The 19,729-nt window shown below is 35.9% G+C and carries 19 protein-coding genes and 1 other annotated feature (1 of these 20 cut by a window edge); of the genes, 4 read left to right on the plus strand and 15 right to left on the minus strand.

Translation table 11 applies throughout. The annotated features are described in order from the left end of the window. Positions 1 to 127, plus strand: a binding site (T-box leader); it begins 72 nt to the left of the window's first position. Between the two features lie 61 nt (positions 128 to 188). Further along, positions 189 to 1,181 (plus strand): tryptophan--tRNA ligase, encoded by a 993-nt coding sequence (gene trpS / locus MKX29_RS00200; RefSeq protein WP_341103214.1) that lies wholly within the window; start codon positions 189 to 191, stop codon positions 1,179 to 1,181. A 43-nt stretch (positions 1,182 to 1,224) separates the two neighbouring features. On the opposite strand, the gene MKX29_RS00205 is transcribed toward trpS, so the two are convergent. From MKX29_RS00205 to MKX29_RS00235, 7 genes are all read right to left on the minus strand, one after another. Then, positions 1,225 to 1,971: a YjbA family protein gene (locus tag MKX29_RS00205; protein ID WP_341103217.1), complete on the minus strand. Its 747-nt coding sequence runs from the start codon at positions 1,969 to 1,971 to the stop codon at positions 1,225 to 1,227. A gap of 356 nt (positions 1,972 to 2,327) precedes the next feature. Further along, entirely contained in the window at positions 2,328 to 3,239 is a 912-nt protein-coding gene (opp4C, locus tag MKX29_RS00210) for an oligopeptide ABC transporter permease (protein WP_095369806.1), read from the minus strand. Between the two features lie 9 nt (positions 3,240 to 3,248). Continuing rightward, positions 3,249 to 4,214 carry an oligopeptide ABC transporter permease gene (gene opp4B, locus MKX29_RS00215; RefSeq protein ID WP_095369807.1) on the minus strand — a complete coding sequence of 322 codons (966 nt, stop codon included), beginning with the start codon at positions 4,212 to 4,214 and terminating at the stop codon, positions 3,249 to 3,251. A 40-nt stretch (positions 4,215 to 4,254) separates the two neighbouring features. Continuing rightward, complete coding sequence (gene opp4A / locus MKX29_RS00220) at positions 4,255 to 5,976, minus strand: oligopeptide ABC transporter substrate-binding protein (protein WP_341103221.1); 1,722 nt, start codon at positions 5,974 to 5,976, stop codon at positions 4,255 to 4,257. 22 nt (positions 5,977 to 5,998) lie between these two features. Continuing rightward, positions 5,999 to 6,988, minus strand: a complete 990-nt coding sequence (locus MKX29_RS00225; RefSeq protein WP_095369809.1) for an ABC transporter ATP-binding protein — start codon at positions 6,986 to 6,988, stop codon at positions 5,999 to 6,001. Next, positions 6,978 to 8,012 (minus strand): ABC transporter ATP-binding protein, encoded by a 1,035-nt coding sequence (locus MKX29_RS00230; protein ID WP_224937739.1) that lies wholly within the window; start codon positions 8,010 to 8,012, stop codon positions 6,978 to 6,980. The genes MKX29_RS00225 and MKX29_RS00230 overlap by 11 nt, the downstream gene beginning before the upstream one ends. Before the next feature lie 258 nt (positions 8,013 to 8,270). Further along, positions 8,271 to 9,053: a DUF2268 domain-containing protein gene (locus MKX29_RS00235; protein ID WP_251161340.1), complete on the minus strand. Its 783-nt coding sequence runs from the start codon at positions 9,051 to 9,053 to the stop codon at positions 8,271 to 8,273. Between the two features lie 182 nt (positions 9,054 to 9,235). Between MKX29_RS00235 and MKX29_RS00240 the strand changes: the two genes are divergently transcribed. Further along, on the plus strand, positions 9,236 to 9,805 hold the full coding sequence (locus tag MKX29_RS00240; protein WP_224939361.1) for a DUF6434 domain-containing protein: 570 nt from the start codon (positions 9,236 to 9,238) through the stop codon (positions 9,803 to 9,805). Here the strand turns inward: MKX29_RS00240 and MKX29_RS00245 are convergent, their stop codons facing one another. The 3 genes from MKX29_RS00245 to MKX29_RS00255 all read right to left on the minus strand — a co-directional run bounded on the left by MKX29_RS00245 (position 9,806) and on the right by MKX29_RS00255 (position 13,176). Further along, positions 9,806 to 10,813 (minus strand): IS1595 family transposase, encoded by a 1,008-nt coding sequence (locus tag MKX29_RS00245; RefSeq protein ID WP_341103225.1) that lies wholly within the window; start codon positions 10,811 to 10,813, stop codon positions 9,806 to 9,808. It abuts the gene before it with no gap. A gap of 145 nt (positions 10,814 to 10,958) precedes the next feature. Further along, positions 10,959 to 12,197, minus strand: a complete 1,239-nt coding sequence (fabF, locus tag MKX29_RS00250; RefSeq protein ID WP_224937737.1) for a beta-ketoacyl-ACP synthase II — start codon at positions 12,195 to 12,197, stop codon at positions 10,959 to 10,961. A 46-nt stretch (positions 12,198 to 12,243) separates the two neighbouring features. Further along, positions 12,244 to 13,176: a beta-ketoacyl-ACP synthase III gene (locus tag MKX29_RS00255; RefSeq protein WP_224937736.1), complete on the minus strand. Its 933-nt coding sequence runs from the start codon at positions 13,174 to 13,176 to the stop codon at positions 12,244 to 12,246. Between the two features lie 238 nt (positions 13,177 to 13,414). Here MKX29_RS00255 and MKX29_RS00260 point away from each other — a divergent pair, with 238 nt between their 5' ends. After that, positions 13,415 to 13,669, plus strand: coding sequence for a hypothetical protein (locus MKX29_RS00260; protein WP_289433341.1), 255 nt, complete (start codon positions 13,415 to 13,417; stop codon positions 13,667 to 13,669). A 28-nt stretch (positions 13,670 to 13,697) separates the two neighbouring features. On the opposite strand, the gene MKX29_RS00265 is transcribed toward MKX29_RS00260, so the two are convergent. From MKX29_RS00265 to MKX29_RS00280, 4 genes are all read right to left on the minus strand, one after another. Continuing rightward, positions 13,698 to 13,889 carry a ComZ family protein gene (locus MKX29_RS00265; protein ID WP_191814887.1) on the minus strand — a complete coding sequence of 64 codons (192 nt, stop codon included), beginning with the start codon at positions 13,887 to 13,889 and terminating at the stop codon, positions 13,698 to 13,700. 12 nt (positions 13,890 to 13,901) lie between these two features. Next, a complete protein-coding gene (locus MKX29_RS00270) occupies positions 13,902 to 14,867 on the minus strand; it encodes a BMP family ABC transporter substrate-binding protein (protein WP_341103230.1) in 966 nt (321 codons plus the stop codon). 119 nt (positions 14,868 to 14,986) lie between these two features. Beyond that, positions 14,987 to 15,748 carry a hypothetical protein gene (locus MKX29_RS00275; RefSeq protein WP_251161339.1) on the minus strand — a complete coding sequence of 254 codons (762 nt, stop codon included), beginning with the start codon at positions 15,746 to 15,748 and terminating at the stop codon, positions 14,987 to 14,989. 148 nt (positions 15,749 to 15,896) lie between these two features. Next, the gene (locus tag MKX29_RS00280) at positions 15,897 to 16,631 is read right to left on the minus strand and encodes a hydrolase (protein WP_251161338.1); all 735 of its coding nucleotides are present in this window, start codon (positions 16,629 to 16,631) and stop codon (positions 15,897 to 15,899) included. A 222-nt stretch (positions 16,632 to 16,853) separates the two neighbouring features. On the opposite strand from MKX29_RS00280, the gene MKX29_RS00285 reads away from it, so the two are divergent. After that, positions 16,854 to 17,045: a YjzD family protein gene (locus MKX29_RS00285; RefSeq protein WP_224937731.1), complete on the plus strand. Its 192-nt coding sequence runs from the start codon at positions 16,854 to 16,856 to the stop codon at positions 17,043 to 17,045. Between the two features lie 88 nt (positions 17,046 to 17,133). On the opposite strand, the gene clpB is transcribed toward MKX29_RS00285, so the two are convergent. Then, the gene (clpB, locus tag MKX29_RS00290; protein ID WP_341103233.1) at positions 17,134 to 19,728 is read right to left on the minus strand and encodes an ATP-dependent chaperone ClpB; all 2,595 of its coding nucleotides are present in this window, start codon (positions 19,726 to 19,728) and stop codon (positions 17,134 to 17,136) included. Between the last annotated feature and the right edge of the window lies 1 nt (position 19,729).

Here is a 19,729-nt window from a genome sequence, read left to right on the forward strand (position 1 = left end):
ACCTATTAAATCGAATGGACTTTTTGAGCATGAATATATCGATTCACGTTAGACTAACGTTATCTGTCTTTAAGAGATTCACATATGTGAATAATTAGGGTGGCACCGCGGACCATTCGTCCCTAGATTTTTTAGGGATGAGTGGTCTTTTTATATGTTCATTTCTCATAGCAAATAGGAGGATTATGATGAAAAAAACACTCTTTTCTGGTATTCAACCCAGTGGCACAATAACAATTGGTAACTATATCGGAGCATTAAGACAGTTTGTCGAGCTGCAAAATGAGTATGATTGCTACTTTTGTATCGTCGATCAACATGCTATCACTGTTCCACAGGATCGCTTACAACTAAGAAACAATATCCGTAGCCTAGCAGCACTTTATGTTGCTGTGGGCTTAGATCCCAATAAGGCAACTCTATTCGTTCAATCCGAAGTACCTGCACATGCACAAGCCGCATGGATGTTACAATGTATTTCTTATATCGGTGAGTTAGAAAGAATGACGCAGTTTAAAGATAAATCTGCTGGTAAAGAAGCTGTCTCAGCAGGCTTATTAACCTACCCACCACTAATGGCGGGAGATATTCTATTATATGGTACAGATATTGTCCCGGTTGGAGAAGATCAGAAACAGCATTTAGAATTAACAAGGGACTTAGCAGAAAGATTCAACAAGAAATACAATGACATCTTTACGATTCCAGAAGTAAGCATTCCAAAAGTGGGTGCACGAATCATGTCACTTCAAGATCCAACGAAAAAAATGAGTAAATCTGACCCTAATAAAAAAGGATTTATCTCAATTTTGGACGAACCGAAACAAATTGAGAAGAAAATTAAAAGCGCTGTAACAGATTCTGATGGCATCGTTGCTTTTGACAAAGAGAATAAACCTGGCGTTTCAAATTTATTAACGATTTACTCGATATTCTCAGGTGAATCAATTGAAAATATTGTGAATAAATATGAAGGAAAAGGGTACGGTGATTTCAAAGGGGATTTAGCTACAGTAATTATTAGCCACTTAAAACCTATTCAAGATAAATATCATCATCTCATGGAATCAGCAGAATTAGATGAGATATTAGATGCAGGAGCAGCAAATGCCAACAAAGTGGCAGGTAAAATGGTTAAAAAGATGGAAAACGCTATGGGATTAGGAAGAAAAAGGAAATAAAAAAAAAGGGACGTTCAAATTAAATTGAGCGTCCCTTTTTGATTTAATTTACCTTTGAACCATTTTCCATTTCCCATAACTTTTCAAAAAAAGGTTGTCCTTTAATGATATTCTCACAAAATCTTTCATGTTTCTTAGACCAACCTATCTTACTGTCTTCAAATAAATTCATCCATGCATCATGGAAACCCATTGATTGAATACTTTTATACTCTTCAGGCATCCATTCTGTAAACCAATAGCGAATTTCCGCTTCATTTTCTGAACTATGAAGTTGATCTAATGCCATAAACATTAATTGTTTGAGCTGCCTTTCCTTCCTTGTCAGGCCTTTCATTAATTCTGGATCTGGAGAAAGAATGTGAAAACTTTTTAGACTCGGCTTTTGTTCAAAAGTATATTCCATTTCATCGTGATTAGAAATCATTTCATATGTAAGTTGTTCTTGTCTTGGTATCAATCTACTCTTTCGAATTGGAATATGATACCCTATTGTATCAACGGCCATAATGCTTGTCCCATCAGTAATGACAAAACAATAATCCAATTGCACTCTTTCATGATTTTTTCTTAAATACGCTTTTTGATACACGTCATTCAATAGCTGTTGTGGTAATTCAGATAAATCATTTTCAATATAATGAAATAGTGCTGGTGTGATCCTTAGTAATGGTACTTGATCCAATAATTCAACTGCATCATCTTTTCGCCATTCATGAAATTGACAAACATTGTAACCATTCTCTTCCCCTTCAAACCAGTTCACCCAAACATCATGAAGATATAACATTTCCTAACCCCCACTCGCATGATTATTTGTCAATAAGTATGGGCAAACAACTCTGTTTTTATTCCTTTCTTTTACAATCTAATCCATTATTATTCTTTTTTCACCTTTGATTAGAAAGCAATTTGTACTTTATATTGAAATATACTTGCTATATATAGCGTATTTAATATGGAAGTAAATGTTATAATATTCATTTATTATTCACTAAAATAAATATTAATATAATTTAGAATAAATAGTAAATAATTAAATCCCCCACTCATTACAAAGCTTATAACCGTTTTCTCCCCAAAAAAAAGAATGCAATTACCTTAAAAGGTCAATTGCATTCTTTTTCAGACTTACCAGCTAGGCCTTTACCTTCTAGATTTAGGGTTAAGTGCGTCTTTTAAGCCTTCTCCGATGAAATTTATTGCTAGTATGGTGATTGTAATAGCTGCAGCGGGCGGTACCCACATCCACGTTTTATTTCTTAATACGTCAGAATCACGGGCTTCAAATAACATATTACCCCAACTAGGTATATTTGCTGGAACACCAGAACCTAAAAAGCTTAAACCTGCTTCAGCAACAATTGTTACTGCTAACATTAATGTAGCCTGGACAATAATTGTTGAGGCTATATTCGGTAATATATGTTTAATAATAATCTTTATCGGCCTCGTGCCAATCGATTTTGCTGCTAAAACATACTCATTCTCTTTTTCCGAAAGAAAACGGCTTCGGACAATTCTGGCAACTCCTCCCCAGCTAAGGAAACTGATGACCAAGATCAATGTCCATACTCCTGATACTTTCCCTACTAATATCGTATTTAATACAATAACAAATATTAAAAATGGAAAATTCAAAACAAAATCTGTAATACGCATGAATATTTGATCAATCTTTCCGCCATTATATCCAGCAATAGCTCCGACAATTGTACCAATAGATATAATTAGTACCATACAAGACAAGCCAATTAACAACGATGTCCTAGCTCCATAAACCATTCTGGTGAATACATCCCTACCATTTGTATCTGTGCCAAACCAGTGCTCTGCTGAAGGTTCCAGGTTCATTGACATAAAATTAATTCTAGAGATATCTTGTGTGGTGAATATTGGTCCAAAAATAGCGAGCAAGACAAACGCAGTAAATATAATTAAACTCGTCATTGCTATCTTGTTTTTGAGAAATTTATTGCGGGCAATTTTCCATGGAGATAGTTGTTTTTGGTTTGATTTTACTATTACTTGATTTGTATTTAAAGAAGCTTTCACCATAATTGCCCCCTATCCTAACCTAATCCTAGGATCAACTATACCGTAGAGTAAATCCGCAATTAAGTTACCTATTAATGTTAAAAATGAAAGCAGCATGGTAATTGTCATCAACACCGCATAATCTCTTCTATTAACAGACTCAAGGAACAATAGACCGATTCCAGGATAAGTAAAAATTGTTTCAGTAATAACCGCTCCACCTATTAATGTAGCTATATCAAACCCTAAAAATGTAATTAATGGAATCATTGAGTTTCTTAAAATATGTTTATTATAAATGGATGATTCACTGGTTCCCTTTGCTCTTGCTGTTCGGACATAATCTTTTCTACTGTTTTCTATAACATCATTTCTCAAGAATTGGGTATATGATGCTGTTCCCATTAAACCTAGGATTAATGCGGGTAATAGCACATGATGCATCCGACTCACATAGTATTCCCATGTGCCTGGTTGTAACCCTACCTCTACTGAACCGGCAAAAGGAAACCAACCTAATTGAAAAGAGAAAAAATAAATCGCTATTATTCCAGCAACGAAAGATGGAATCGCTAAACCTACATAGTTGTATCCTGCTATAAGATTGTCTCCTAAGGTGTATGGCTTTCTACCAGCATACATCCCCATAGCAAAGGCAAAGATATATGTAATTATCAGTGCAATAATTGCGAGAAAAATCGTATTTGGCATTCGGTCAATGATTAAATCGTATACAGGCATTTTATGCGCTGTTGAGTTACCAAAATCTCCTTGAACGAAATTAGTAATCCATCTCCAGTATTGAATATGTATAGGGTCATTATAGCCCAACTTTTCTCTCATATCTTCAATATATTCGGGATTCGTATTTGATGGATCAATTTCCCCCCCAAAAGGGTCCCCTGGCATAAACTTCGCCAGGGAGAAAACCACAACAGAGGTAAGGAATAGTAACGGTATCATACCTAATATTCTTCGAAGTGAATATTGCAGCATGTTCCATTTCCCCTTATCATTTAAAAGTTCGCTTGTCTAATTATTCAGTTACATACCATTCATGTGTATTGGTTTGGTAACCTACAGCATTAATATGAACCCCTTGTAGGCGCTTATTAATACCATAAAGGTCTAGGTTCTCCCATAATGGAATACCTGGAAGCTCTTCATTGAAAAGTTTTTGCCATTCAACATAGACTTCTTTACGATACTCTTTATCGAATGCTTTCTCGCTTAAACCTTCGTCTAATAATCTTTGATTATCTTCATTTACCCAACGTCCATAGTTCCACTCCGCATTATTTGCCCATAGACCAGATGGATCCGGATCAGAGCCAGTGCTCCATGAACCAAAGAATGCTTCTAAAGCTTCATCATCTTTATCTTTCATATCATTATATAAGTTAAATTCTACTAAAGACCCTGTCGCTAATTCTGTCTTCACACCAATATCATTCCAAGATTGGATAATCGCTTGAGAACGACCTTCAAATGTTGCATTTCCAGCATAATGACCAAATGAAATTGAGAATGGCTCGCCTTCAGGATCTTCTACAAAACCGTCACCATCAACGTCTTTATAGCCGGCCTCAGCTAATAGCTCTTTCGCTTTTTCTGGATCATACTCATATTGATTTAATTCTGACTCTTCTGCTGCAATCCAGAAAGTTGAAGGAATAACTGTGTTAGATACTGTACCTTTACCTGATAAAAACGCATCAATCATCGCTTGACGATCAAGAGCATGAATTAAGGCATGACGTAATTCTTTGCTTTTAAATTTGTCAAAATCATCAACATTTGTACGTGTTTCTTGATCACGGTGACCAAATCGTAAACCGATATATGAATACCCTACACCATTTGTTTCTTCAACTGTGATATGTTCCATCGTTTCAAGTTCTTCTACTTGTGCAGGAGCAACGCCCATAATATCAACTTCACCATTTTGCAGGGCACCATTTGCTACTGCCGGATCAATCACTTTAACTACTACTCCATCAAGTTTTGGTTCACCTTTATAGTAATCTGCAAACTTCTCTAACTCTACATATTCACCAGCTTTAACAGACTTCACTTTAAATGCTCCTAAACCTACTGGTGTTTGTCTTACTTGTTCTGATTCACCAAGCTCTGCAATAGCTACTCCTTCATAATGCTTTTTAGGCATTGGATAAGACCAAAGATTTTCAAGATTATTGATTTTTACAGATTCAAATGTAATTGCAATCGTATATTTGTCAACTAACTCAATTCCTTCAATTGTCTCCGCTTTTCCATCCTTTTTTTCTTTAGCCCCCTTAATACCTTCTACATAATTAAAACGTGGGCCAGTATATTCAGGATCAGCCATTGTTTCCAATGCAAATTGGTAGTCCTCTGCTGTTAGCTCCTCACCATTATGCCATTTTACGCCCTCTTTAAATTTGAACGTATAAGTGAGCTTATCATCACTAATTTCCCAAGTGGCAAGATCTGGTTCATATTCTAATTCGTCATTTACTGAATAAATACCATCAGTCATGAAATTCAAGATTTCGTCATCAATCGCACTGCCATAATAAGCTGGCTCTAATACACCCTCTGGAGCAGATGTCACGGCTACTGTCACATTCCCACCCTCAACCGGTTCACCAGTGTTGGCTTCTTCTTTATCTCCATCTTTTTCATTCCCACTCGTTTCGTTCCCGCTATTACAAGCTGCTAGAAACATAGAGAATACGAGTAATAACGAAATTAACCAAAAAGATTTCTTTTTCATTGTTCTCCCCCTAAATGATTTTTTAGTTATATAAATGACAAGCTACGTTATGACCAGCCTTCACCTCCTTTAAAGTCGGTTTTACTTCCATGCATTCTTTCATGGCATGTGAACAGCGTGGATGAAACGGGCAACCCGTTGGAGGATTGGCCGGACTTGGTACATCACCTTCTAATATAATTCTCTGTTTCTTCTTTCTCGGATCCGGCTCAGGTATGGCTGAAATCAAAGCTTGTGTGTAGGGGTGAAGTGGTTCTGCAAAAATACTATTCTTATCAGTTACTTCAACAATTCCACCTAAATACATCACAGCAATTCGATCACTCATATGTTTAACAACACTCAAATCATGTGCAATAAATAAAAATGTTAATTGAAATTCATTTTGCAGTTCCTTTAAGAGATTCAATACTTGGGACTGTACAGATACATCAAGTGCTGATACAGGTTCATCCGCAATAATTAGCTTTGGACGTAGTGCTAATGCTCGCGCAATACCAATCCTTTGCCTTTGACCACCAGAGAATTCATGAGCATATTTATAATAAGCATCTGACGGAAGTCCGACCTTATTAAGGAGATCCATGACTTCTTCTTTTAATTCTTTCACTGATTTCCCTCTAAAATTAACGAGCGGTTCTGAGACTATGTCCCCAACCATTTGCATTGGATTAAGTGAGGCGTATGGATCTTGGAAAACCATTTGAAAATCTTTGCGAATTGCTCTTAAAGTTTTTCCTTTCAAACTTGAAATATCTTGTCCATCAAAAATAATTTTTCCATCTGTTGGATTCATAAGTTTTAAAAGCGTTCGACCTGTCGTTGATTTGCCGCAACCCGATTCTCCAACAAGTCCAAACGTTTCGCCGTTATGTATTTGAAAACTAACTCCGTCTACAGCTTTGACATGTCCTACCGTTCTTTGAAAGAAACCTGCTTTAATCGGGAAATATGTTTTTAAATCTTCTACTTCTAATAACACTTCTCGCTTCTCAGCTGTGTTATTTGACATATGTATTCCTCCCATTAGTCTGATAGCTGTTCTCATATAAAAGACAAGCAGCCTCATGTCCATTTTCAACAAAACCTAATAAAGGTGTGATTTCAGTACATTCAGGCATTCTTTTTGGACAACGATCAGCAAATCTACAACCAACTTCTGGCATATCTTTAAGGGATGGTACTAAGCCGTCAATCGACCCTAATTCTTTCTCTTCTTCATCCAATTTAGGGATCGATTGTAATAATAACTGTGTATAAGGGTGCTTAGGGTTATGAAAAAGTGCATCTACATTTGTTCTTTCAACAATTTTCCCAGCATACATAACAATTACATCGTCACACATTTCAGCAACGACCCCAAGATCATGGGTAATGAGAATAATCGCCATATTATTGATTGATTGAATTTCCCTTAATAAATCTAGTATTTGGGCTTGTACTGTCACATCTAATGCAGTCGTTGGCTCATCAGCTATAAGTAACTTTGGTTGGCAGGCAATCGCAATAGCGATCATTACCCGTTGCCTCATTCCTCCTGAAAGTTGATGGGGATATTCGTCAACGATATTCTCTGGCCTTGATATGCCCACTTGTCTTAAAAGATGGATGCTTTTTTCTCGTGCGTCTTTTTTCGAAATCTTCTGATGATTAAAGAGAATCTCCTGTAATTGAAAACCAATTGTGAATACAGGGTTAAGTGCCGTCATTGGCTCTTGGAAAATCATTGAGATATCATTACCTCGTATGGTATTCATTTGATTAATGGAGTAATTCTCAATATTCTTACCTTCAAAAACAATTTCACCACCAGTGACTTTTCCTGTTTCCTTCGGTAATAACTGCATAATGGACATAGACATGACACTCTTTCCACAGCCTGATTCTCCCACGACACCAAGAATTTGTTTTTTCTTTACGTCAAAAGATACATTATCTACTGCGTGATAGACCTTTCCGTCTATATCAAAACCTGCTTTTAATTCATTTACTTGTAAAATTGTGTCCAAGCTAGGACTTTCTTCTTTCCCTACCATTTCAACACCTCAATCGTAATATCTTACAGTATTGTAAAATATTTAGTACTAGGATTAATTATCTGTATATTATTACAAATAGATTACGAATACAAGAAATTTTTTCAAAAATCTATCTTTTAATAATATTATAAATAGTATGGAGTGGTCGTGAAATAGTTCTTACATCCTGTTACTTGTATGTTAATATAAGGAAAAAATACTATTTTACTTACTTTGACAATTTCTTTATTTTCTTTACATGTTTTCTCCTCTACTCTATTCTTTTTCCCACTGAGGTACAAAAAACTTTGAAGGAATAACCATACTTTCTTTGAGCTTGATTCTTTTTTCATTGTCATACATTGAGACGATTTCATAGCCAATGGAGTAGCCAAGCATTTTTGGATATTTCCCCTCACCGAATAGAATTTGGTCATGTAATTCATTGTCTCTCTTTATGTCTATATTTTTTTTTACATATTTATGCCAATAGTATCGTATTCTTTCTCTATCATGTTCTGTGCACCACTTTGAACGATACGATTTTCCACAACTTTTCTCCACTGCCCATTCTGCTAATCCTTCTAATACAATGCTATCTAATAATGTATACTCAGCCATTTCTTTTTTTAATCTCTTCATTCGGCAGATATGATGGTATTCGTGGACAAATAATGCTTCTAACTCTTTCTCATCTTCTAATGGAGCGAGAAATAAAAACATCTTGTCAGGGAATGACAAGCCAGACTTCACATAAGATGTTCTAAAGAATAATCCGCCTTGTGCAATTGGAAATAAGTAAATGGGGACATCTGGTCCTTTCCAGTTTTTTCTATACTTGTTTAATAACAATTCAACTTTTTCCCATGTTTTATTTTCTTTTAACTGTTTGAACTGTTCTTTATTCCTTCTATTTGGTGAATACATGCCAAAGGAGGATAAGAATTGGTATAACCTTTGTGGCTCGTTTTCATGGAATGAATTTAACAATGGTTCAATCAACTTTTCTGGTTCAGTAAAATGCTGATCTAACCATTCATCTGTTCTAATTACCGGCATATGGTTCTCTCCCATCAAATGTTGTTGTTTATTTTATGGAAGAGACAAATAATCGGTTCAAAAGAAAACCATAAAAATATAAGGCTGTTTTCGTAAACTTTGTTGTTTTTGCTTATGATTATTTTTGATTAACAGGAACAATTGTTCTATAATAGAAATAAGTGAATATTGAGGTGTAGAATATGAGACCAAATCTAACAAAAGATATTAGTGTAGATAGTTTTAAAGATTTCTATTGGTTGAAGGAAGAATTACAATCTTTTTGCAGAGAAAATGGAATAAGTGCTTCTGGTTCAAAAATAGAGATTTCCGATAGAATTGAAACATTTCTTCGAACAGGAGAGATAAAAAAGCCAATTAGAAAATCAAAGGTGAATAGTAAGTCAGAACCACAGGTCGATTTAAGTCTTGATACAGTCATTTCGAAAAACCATCGTTGTAGTCAAAATGTAAGAGCCTTTTTCAAGACAGTTATCCCTAATTTTCATTTTTCTACCTATATCCAAAACTATTTTAAAACTAACATTGGAAAAACGTATCGAGATGTTGTAGATGCTTGGTATAAAGAAGAAGAACGAAAGAAAAACCCATTGTACAAGAAAAAAATCGCTCCTCAATTTGAATACAATCAATTTATTCGTGATTTTTTTGCCGACTCTAATAATCAAGGAAAAAGTCGTGAGGAAGCGATTGAAGCGTGGAACAACATCAAAAAACTCCCTGGAAGCAATAAATATACGTCTAATAATTAGTTAAGCACATCTCAACATTTCTATTGTGGTGTGACTTGATTTTCGACAGGCAGAAACAAGCATTTGTTTGACTCGTTCATCAAATGCTATTTGTTTGCCTATTTCAAGCCAACGAAACCAGTTGAGGTAATTATCTAAGTATTTGGTTGCCACCCCTTGAAAACGTTCCATCCAACCTTTCAAACGATTATGAGAGTTATTGACGTGTTGAATATGGTATATGCCTTTTTTCACCCGTTGTTTTTGGCTTTCATAAACTGTTTCGTGTTGTAATCCTTTTAGTTTGGCGAATTCCTTGTAGTTAGTTGCTGTATCTGTACATAACAAAGCAGACGGGTGAATATACTCACCTATCACAGTATCAATTTCTTCTGCCTTTACACGACCTGTTCCTGCTTTCCGAGCGATCATATTACCATTTCGGTCTTGTGCCACGACAACTGCTATTTTAAGATTAGAAATCCCTCTTTTCTTGTCCTTTTCTCCACGTTTCTTGGCTTTTCTATGGGTAATTTCACGACCCTTCATAGACTCTCGAAAGAAGGTCTCGTCACTTTCAACGATACCTTGCAGTTGATTAAAACCAAGACTTCCTAATGCGTTCAGGATTTTATGTCTCCAATAGAATGCAGTTGATATATGAATTTTTAAGCGTTCAGCGATTTTCGGTAGGGTGTAACCTTCGACCATTAGTTCAATGTATTTTATCCACTTTTCAGGGTAGCGAGAGCCTGAAAATGGTGTATTCGTCATATCGTTGAAGGACTTTCCGCAATCATTACACAGATAGCGTTGTCTTGAACGATATTTACCGTTTCTTTTTACAGATGTACTTCCACAATGAACGCACCCTAAACCAGAAGCAAATCGGGCTTCACGAATGCTTTTGAGTAGTTTATTAATCTTATCTGGTTCGTCTGGAAATAAATCCTGTTTCATAGCATTAAATAAAGCCATTTGCTCTGATTTGGTTAGTTCGCTGAACTCTTCATATACATCTTTCCGCATACTTGAACGCCTCCTTAAACCCCATTTATCAACCCTTTATAAGTATGGTCAAGAAAGCAACAATCTATACGAAAACAGCCAAATATAAAAAACACGGACAAATTCCGCCATGTAACAAAGCAGAATTTGTCCGTGTTTGATTTTATTATTGATATTTTTTGAAGACGATTGTTGCGTTATGACCACCAAAGCCTAATGAGTTACTCATAACAGCTCCAATAGTTTTTTCTCTTGATTCATTAGGTACATAATCTAAATCACAATCTGGATCTTTTGTATTGTAATTAATCGTTGGTGGCAACGTACTATCTCTTAACGCTAGGATAGAGAAAATCGCCTCAACGCCTCCGGCAGCACCTAGAAGGTGACCTGTCATAGATTTTGTTGAACTAATGGCTAAATGATAAGCATGTTCACCAAAAACACTTTTCACTGCAACCGTTTCATATTTATCGTTATAATCTGTGCTCGTACCATGAGCATTAATATAATCGATTTGTTCCGGAGTTAGACCCGCATCGTCAAGTGCCATTTTCATTGCACGCGCACCGCCTTCTCCCTCTGGTGCAGGTGCGGTTATATGATAGGCATCTCCAGTTGACCCATACCCAACAATTTCAGCATAAATATTGGCACCGCGAGCTAGTGCATGTTCTAATTCTTCAAGAATGAGAATACCTGCACCTTCTCCGATAACAAATCCATCTCTATCTTTATCAAATGGGCGACTTGCTGTAGCCGGATCTGGATTGGTAGATAGCGCTGTGTTAGCACAGAATCCTGCAACAGACATTCTCGTAATTGGTGCTTCTGCTCCTCCTGTTACCATGACATCAGCATCACCACGCTGAATGACTTTAAACGCATCACCGATTGAATTCGTTCCAGTTGCACAAGCGGTTACTGTACAGGAATTCACTCCCTTTGCACCTAATGTGATTGATACTTGCCCTGCAGCCATATCCGGTATCATCATTGGTACAAAGAATGGACTCACACGGCGGTAGCCTCTGTTTAAAAAGGTTTCAAATTGATTCTCGAATGTTTCCATTCCACCGATTCCTGATCCTACCCAAACACCAACACGATGCGCGTTTTCATCATTTATCGTCAAATTAGCATCTTTCACTGCCATGATTGAAGAAGCCACTGCATAATGAGTAAAACGATCCATCTTTCTTGCATCTTTCTTCTCTAAATACTCATGAATATCAAAATCTTTCACTTCCGCAGCTACTTTAGCAGGATATTCATCAGCATTTAATCTTGTTAGCGGTCCTACTCCAGATTTTCCAGCTTTAATATTACTCCACGACTGTTCTACATTATTTCCAACCGGTGTTACTGCTCCAAGTCCTGTTACAACGACACGTTTTTTTTCCACTATTATGTCACTCCTTTTATATCAATAAAGCCTATTATATTTATACTTATTTTCCCCATTTTAAAGCGATGGCTCCCCATGTTAATCCGCCACCAAATCCGACCATTACGATAATATCATCATCTTTAATTTTCCCAGCTTCTATCTCCTCAATCATAGCAATTGGTATAGAAGATGCTGATGTATTACCATATTTATCAATTGTTTTTGACATTTTTTCAATTGGTAACTCTAAACGTTGTCTAGAAGCTTCCATGATACGAATATTTGCTTGATGAGGGATAAGAAAATCTACATCCTCTTTTGTTAAACCTGCTTTTTCTAATACATTAATACAACTTTCACCCATTTGTCTAACAGCAAACTTATAAACTTCTCTACCATTCATCACAATGTACTTATCTTGATAAAGATGCTTCGCTCCACCACCATCTGCTCCTAGTTCAAATGATAGAATGCCTCTTCCTTCAGATACAGGAGCAATGACAGCGGCACCCGCACCATCTCCAAAAAGGACAGCTGTATTACGATCAGACCAATCGGTTACTTTAGACAGCTTTTCAACACCTACTACTAGTACATTCTGATACGTTTTTGTTTCAATAAATTGTTTCGCTGTAATCACACCGTACATGAAACCAGCACAAGCTGCACTTACATCCATAGCTGCTGCTTTCTTTGCCCCTAACTTTTCCTGCAGTAAACAAGCAACACTTGGAAATGGCTGATCTGGTGTGACAGTTGAGACAATAATTAAATCGATATCTTCAGGAGACAAATCTGCATCCTGTAATGCTTTTTTTGCAGCAGCGAATGCCATATCAGAAGTATCTGTATCGTCATCGGCAATCCGTCTTTGTTCGATACCTGTTCTCGTGCGGATCCATTCATCTGAAGTATCCATTATTTTTTCTAAATCAGCATTCGTTACTATTTTTTCAGGCAAGTATCTACCTAAGCCCACAATTCCAGCATTCATCTTTCCCACTCCCTTTTTCTCTTCCACTTTGTCGTTATAAGAAATTCAACTTTTTTATTTACGAGAAATAAAATTTAATATCAATTATTAGTACTTGGTACTAATTTTATCAAATAAGCAGGTAAAGTTTCAATATTTTTCTTCATAATTATTATTTTCGTCCAACCTTTTCTTTTATTCACCCATATATTATAAGGAATAACTTATACAATAGAAAATCAAAAGGAGGATTGCTTATATGAGTGAAGAACCGTTTTTTAATCAATTTATGTTTGGTAATAAAGATGCTCGTCAAAGTGAAGATTGGATTCTCGGAAGACAACATAAGCAGGAGGAGGAAAAATCACCTTCTATTTTAAATACAATCGAACAATTAGATCTGGTGGAATTAATGGCCAATATGTCTCAATTAATGGATTCTGCAGAGGAATTAAAACCACTTTTAAAACATGCTGCTCCAATCGTTGAAGTCTTTATGAATAAAAAAAGCTAACGGCAATCCCACGCCGCTAGCTTTTCTCTTATTCATGTTCTTTTTGTGCATCTGCTTTCCCTAATTCATATGCTTCATTCATCACTTGTGTAAACATCGTCATAAACGGTTGAATCATTTCCATTGATAAATTTACACCTGACTTTTCTAGTTCGGCTTTTGCTTCAGGTAGATATTTCATAGCGATTTGCATAAATTCCATTGTTTTATCATTTGACATTCTGTTATCCTCCTATGATGGTTCTGTCGGTAAATTACCTGTTTCTTTATATTTTTTTACTGCTGCATTTAATTGTTGAATAAAGGTTGGAGATAATTCTGGACTATACGCACCTAATGAAATGACATCTTCTTGAAAGTCAAAAGAAAGGTTTCCAGACTGAAGTTCTCCATTATGAAATTGTTCTGCTACTATTTCATACAAATGGTCAACATGTTGAATCGTACTTGTTAATACTGCTGATTTCCCTAGATGGGATTGGTCAGAAACATAACCAATGGCATATAAACCATGCTCTTTTACTTTTTCAATGACAGGGACATTATATCCATCACCTGCTGGATAAACGACATCTGCTTTTTCTATGACCAACTTGTCCATTAACCCTGCAGCCTTATGGGCATCATCCCAATTTTCAACATAATGTATTTTAACATCTGCTTCATCATTTTGAAAGTTCACACCATCAATAAAACCTTTTACTTCTGGTTGCCATTCAAATGCCGCAATAATACCAACAATATTAGTAGCTGTCATCTCACCAGCCACCATACCTCCGAAAAAGCCCATTGCATATCCTTCAAAATTTAAACTTGTCGTATTTTCATTTTGTGCGTCCCCGTTAAAGCTTACAAACTGAATATTTGGATATTGTGCTGATATTTGATTAAAGTACTCTGCATATTCATTTCCATGTCCGAAAATTAAATTGACCCCTTTTTTTGAAAATTCCTTTACCGCTCTTTCGACAACGAGTTGTGAGTTCATCCCTTCTTTATAATACACATCAATATCATAAGTAGACTGTATCTTGAGTAGGCCTTTATACCCTTTCGTACCCCACACTTGATCATTAATGGTATCCGGCACTAATAAGCCAGCCTTTTGCAGCTGACCCCCAGAAAATACCTGTCCACATGACGATAATAAGAGAAGGCATAGAACCAAACTCCCCCACCTAATTAAAGCTTTCTTCATTTCTATATCTTTCGCCCCTTTATGTTAGTTGATTTTTTCTTTCGAAAAGACCAACTAACATCATTCTAACCTTTTATCCTAGTGATTGAAAAGGTTTTTCCGATGAAAGTACTTTATATTTATGGGAGAATATCCACATGTCTTTTCTGTTGACTAAGCGCTTTTTCCACCGATAGATGGTTATGAATATGAATTGTTTGAGGTTCGTCTCTTAAACTGTTATCTTCTTTTACAGTATGATTTTCAAGATTAATTTGTAAATAATCTACACATTGCTGCCAATGGTTTTCAATTCCACTGCTAATTATTTTTTCTCCACTCTTATTGTTTGATAAAAAATCATGCAATAAACAGGTGATGGCTTCGTCAATATAAACAGCATCATTCCGCCATTCCTTTTCACTGACACTTTTATTGTGGTTAGTATGCATCAGCTTTTGTTGAAAAAGCATTTCTTCCGGTTGAAACGGTCCATATACTGTTGGTAAGTAATAGATATGAGCATGAGAAAAGGTCTTTTGCACCCATTTTTTTGAATGACCTGTATACAACCATTGAATGGGCAAAGTAATCACACATTTTCGCTTTTCAAAAGAGATTTTATCTAAGAAAGGAACTAAAAACCTCTCCATGTTTATATCTTTAATATATAAACTGTAACCATCAATAAAAACAGTAGCCTCTTCTTCAAGCAAAGTGTTTAAACTATCTATATCCACTTCGGTTAAGTTCGCATTTCTCCCAACGGATAATTGTTTTTCTAAAGCATCATCTGCCTTCAATGAATTGAGCAGTAAAACCTCGACCCCTTCTTCTAACAACCCTTTACAAGTGCCAAAACCTACAAAACTATAACCATCAATTACAACTGCTTGCTTCATACCCCAGCCTCCAGTCGTCTGTTTTATTGTATACTATGCGGAATTATCTTTATATATCATCGAAATCTCTCACTCAAATATGACTTATAACAAACTAGCAAGTTTTACATTTCAAAAAAAAATTGTCTGAGGGATTTTTTCCTCAGACTTATAATATCGACTCATTTTCGTTGAGAAATCGAATAATATGGTAGCTTAAACTATGCCTTTTCTCTGGTAATAAATAATTAATTGAGACTTGTTGATTGTTTTCTGACCATTTCACTGATAAGTCTTTTAAATGATGAGATTGTTTATATGCACGACTACTTGAGAGGATATGAATGATTTTTACTGGGAGGTCTACTTGAAGGAATTGTTCTTCATTTATTACGATGGATTCATCTATCTCTTTAATATTACTCACAAGTGCAGCTTCAACTTCTTTCTTTAATTTTTTATAGAAAAATTTATGTTCTTTTTCTTGTTCCAAATGTGTTTTTAATGAAAAGATGGGATTGATAAACGTAATCGACCGTATATTCTCATTCATTTCATTCATTAATGCTCCAGCGACAAGTGCGCCCATACCTTCAGCAATTATATGGATTCTTTCATTAATAATTTCATGTCTAATCGTATGGGCATACAATCTTTTTGCCATCTCAATGGCTTTACGACTTCCCCAATTTCGCCCATATAGATTCGAATAAAAGATAGTATAACCATCTCTTCTTAATGATGAAATGAGAGATGATTTCCCTTCATTTTGTGTCCAGAAGCTTTGTTTCTCATCAACAAAATGGCGTTCATCCCCAATGATAAGAATACCGAAACCACTTGGCTTTTCTGGGTAATGAATCATATTCCATTCTGTATGCAGTTGAAAGTTTCGGCTATCCATTTTATTAACCCCTTTACTGTTGTTCATACTAATGTATGATTGTACAGGTAATTTGAATAGGATATTTGCCTAGCTTTTAATGAATTAGTTCAAACGCTTGATTCCAACTGTTATTCACATTTTAGACATAATCCTATGAAAAAAAATCAGTGAATCACGTTTATAATCCAACCATTGTATGATACTATTAAATAGACTGACATACGTATGAGGTGAGTAAAAATGCAATACATTTGGACGTTCATTTGGACATTCTTACTTATGAATATGGTTACTTATGTAGTAAGCAACATGAATGGTGTAAGTTATGATTTACAAACGGCAACCGTCCTTTCGGTTGCAGTAAGTATTCTCCTTTACATTCTCGCTGCTGTCATTCCTGCAGCGCCAGAAGAGAAGGAAGGACTACACTAAGAATGGCAACAAAAGTCATCCCAATATGGATGACTTTTGTTTTTTTTACTTTCGTTAATATATCCAGTTTATGCTATTTTCCACTGGTTCATGATTGTTTTATGATAAGTTTTGTACTGTCACTAGAGATAACTACATGTGATTTCGCTTGGATATTTCCCGCGATCATTTCTTTTGCTAATGCTGTTTCAATTTCTCTTTGCATGTAACGCTTCAATGGTCTTGCACCGTATATGGGGTCAAAAGCCGTTTCGGCAATAAAAGCCTTTGCCTTATCATCTATCGTTAAGATAATTTGTTGATGAATTAACCTTTGTTGTAGTTCATGGATTAGTTTTTCAACAATTCCTTTCATCTCTTCTTTACCTAAAGGATGAAATAAAATAACCTCATCTACTCTATTTAAAAACTCTGGCCGGAAATGCGAACGTAACATTTCTAATACTTTATTCCGAGTTTCTTCTATTATATTACCCTTCTCTTTCGCTTCATCGCGTTCAAGCAAGATATGAGACCCTATATTTGATGTCATTATGATAACGGTATTTTTAAAATCAACTGTTCGACCTTGAGAATCAGTAACCCTTCCATCATCCAACATTTGTAAAAGAATATTGAACACTTCAGGATGTGCTTTCTCTATTTCGTCTAGTAATATGACTGCATACGGATTCCTACGAACCGCTTCTGTTAATTGTCCGCCTTCTTCATACCCAACATAACCTGGTGGTGCACCAACTAGTCTTGATACCGCATGTTTTTCCATATACTCCGACATATCAATTCTAATGATATGTTCCTCACTATCAAATAAAGATTCCGCTAACGCCTTTGCCAACTCTGTCTTTCCAACCCCTGTAGGACCTAAGAAAATAAAAGAACCAATCGGCCGTTTTGGGTCTTTTATGCCTGCTCTTGCTCTTAAGACTGCGTCGGAGACAAGTGTGATGGCTTCATTTTGACCGATGACTCTTTTTTGTAGAATCGACTCTAGTCGCAATAACTTTTCCCGTTCACTTTCAACTAATTTAGAGACAGGTATACCAGTCCATCTCGATACAATATCAGAAATTTCTTCTTCAGTGACCTCTTCACGTAATAAACGGTTATCATTTTCTTTATTATTCGCCTCTTCTTCTAATTGTTGTAACTCCTTTTCACATGCAGGGATTTTCCCATGTCTTAACTCCGCTGCCTTATTAAGGTCATACTTATTCTCAGCTTCCTCTAACTCTCTTTTCAAAATTTCTAACTGCTCTCGTTTTGATTGTATCGATTGTATCGCAGCCTTTTCTGTTAACCATTTCGCTCTCATTTCTTTCGCTTGTTCCTTAAAGTTAGTAAGTTCTTCTCTTAGTTTCTCTAACCTCCCTTGACTGATTTCATCAGACTCTTTTAGCAGAGCGGCCTCTTCAATTTCAAGCAGCATTACCTTTCTTGTTACTTCATCCAGCTCCGTAGGCATAGAGTCAATCTCTGTCCGGATCATTGCACATGCCTCATCAATTAAATCAATCGCTTTATCTGGTAAAAAACGATCTGTAATATAACGATCAGATAAAGTAGCTGCTGCAACAATAGCCCTGTCATGAATATTGACCCCATGATGAATTTCGAATCGCTCTTTTAAACCTCTTAAAATAGAGATAGAGTCTTCTACATCGGGTTCTTTTACTAATACTTGTTGAAACCTTCTCTCTAATGCCGGATCTTTTTCAATATACTTTCTATGTTCATCCAATGTTGTTGCGCCAATACAATGTAGCTCACCTCTGGCAAGCATTGGCTTCAACATATTACCAGCGTCCATCGCACCTTCTGTTTTACCAGCTCCAACGATTGTGTGTATCTCATCTATAAACAGAAGAATACGACCATCACTCTTTTTAATCTCTGCTAACACTGCTTTTAAACGTTCCTCAAATTCACCTCTAAATTTAGCACCTGCAATTAACGCACTCATATCTAATGAGAAAATCGTCTTATCTTTCAGTCCCTCTGGTACATCTTTTCTAACAATTCTCTGTGCTAATCCCTCAACAATTGCTGTTTTACCAACACCTGGCTCACCGATGAGGACAGGATTATTTTTCGTTTTCCTTGAAAGTATGCGAATCACATTACGGATTTCTTGATCTCTGCCAATGACAGGATCTAATTTCCCTGTTTTCACTTCTTCCACTAAATCTCTACCATATTTATGAAGTACTTCATAAGTACCTTCTGGGTTTTGTGATGTCACCTTTTGATTCCCCCTGATCTCTTCAATTGCTTGTTGGATATCTTTCTTTTTCATTAAAAAGAGGTCTGTAACATTCGTCTTTGCCACAATCACTGCCCATAAAACATGTTCAATGGATATATAATTGTCCTGCCATTGCAATCTTAATTCTTCTGCTTTTGACAAGGTTTTTCTTAAATCATTGGTAAGATAAAAAGAATTTAAATCCGCACCACTTCCACTAACCCTGGGTTTTCTTTCTAATAAATGTTGCAATGATTGTTTCACATTTTCAATTGTAAAATCACTTCGTCTTAAAATATTTGTAAATAGATGATCCTCCTGCAAGAAGGAAAGGAAAAGGTGCACCGTATCCACCTCTTGGTGACCTTTATTTGTCGCCATCCTTTTGGCAGTCATTAAACCTTCTTGCAAAGAGGTTGTCATTTGATTAATATCCAAT

It is taken from the genome of Cytobacillus sp. FSL R7-0696 (genome assembly GCF_038006865.1).
GTDB lineage: Bacteria > Bacillota > Bacilli > Bacillales > Cytobacillaceae > Cytobacillus > Cytobacillus kochii.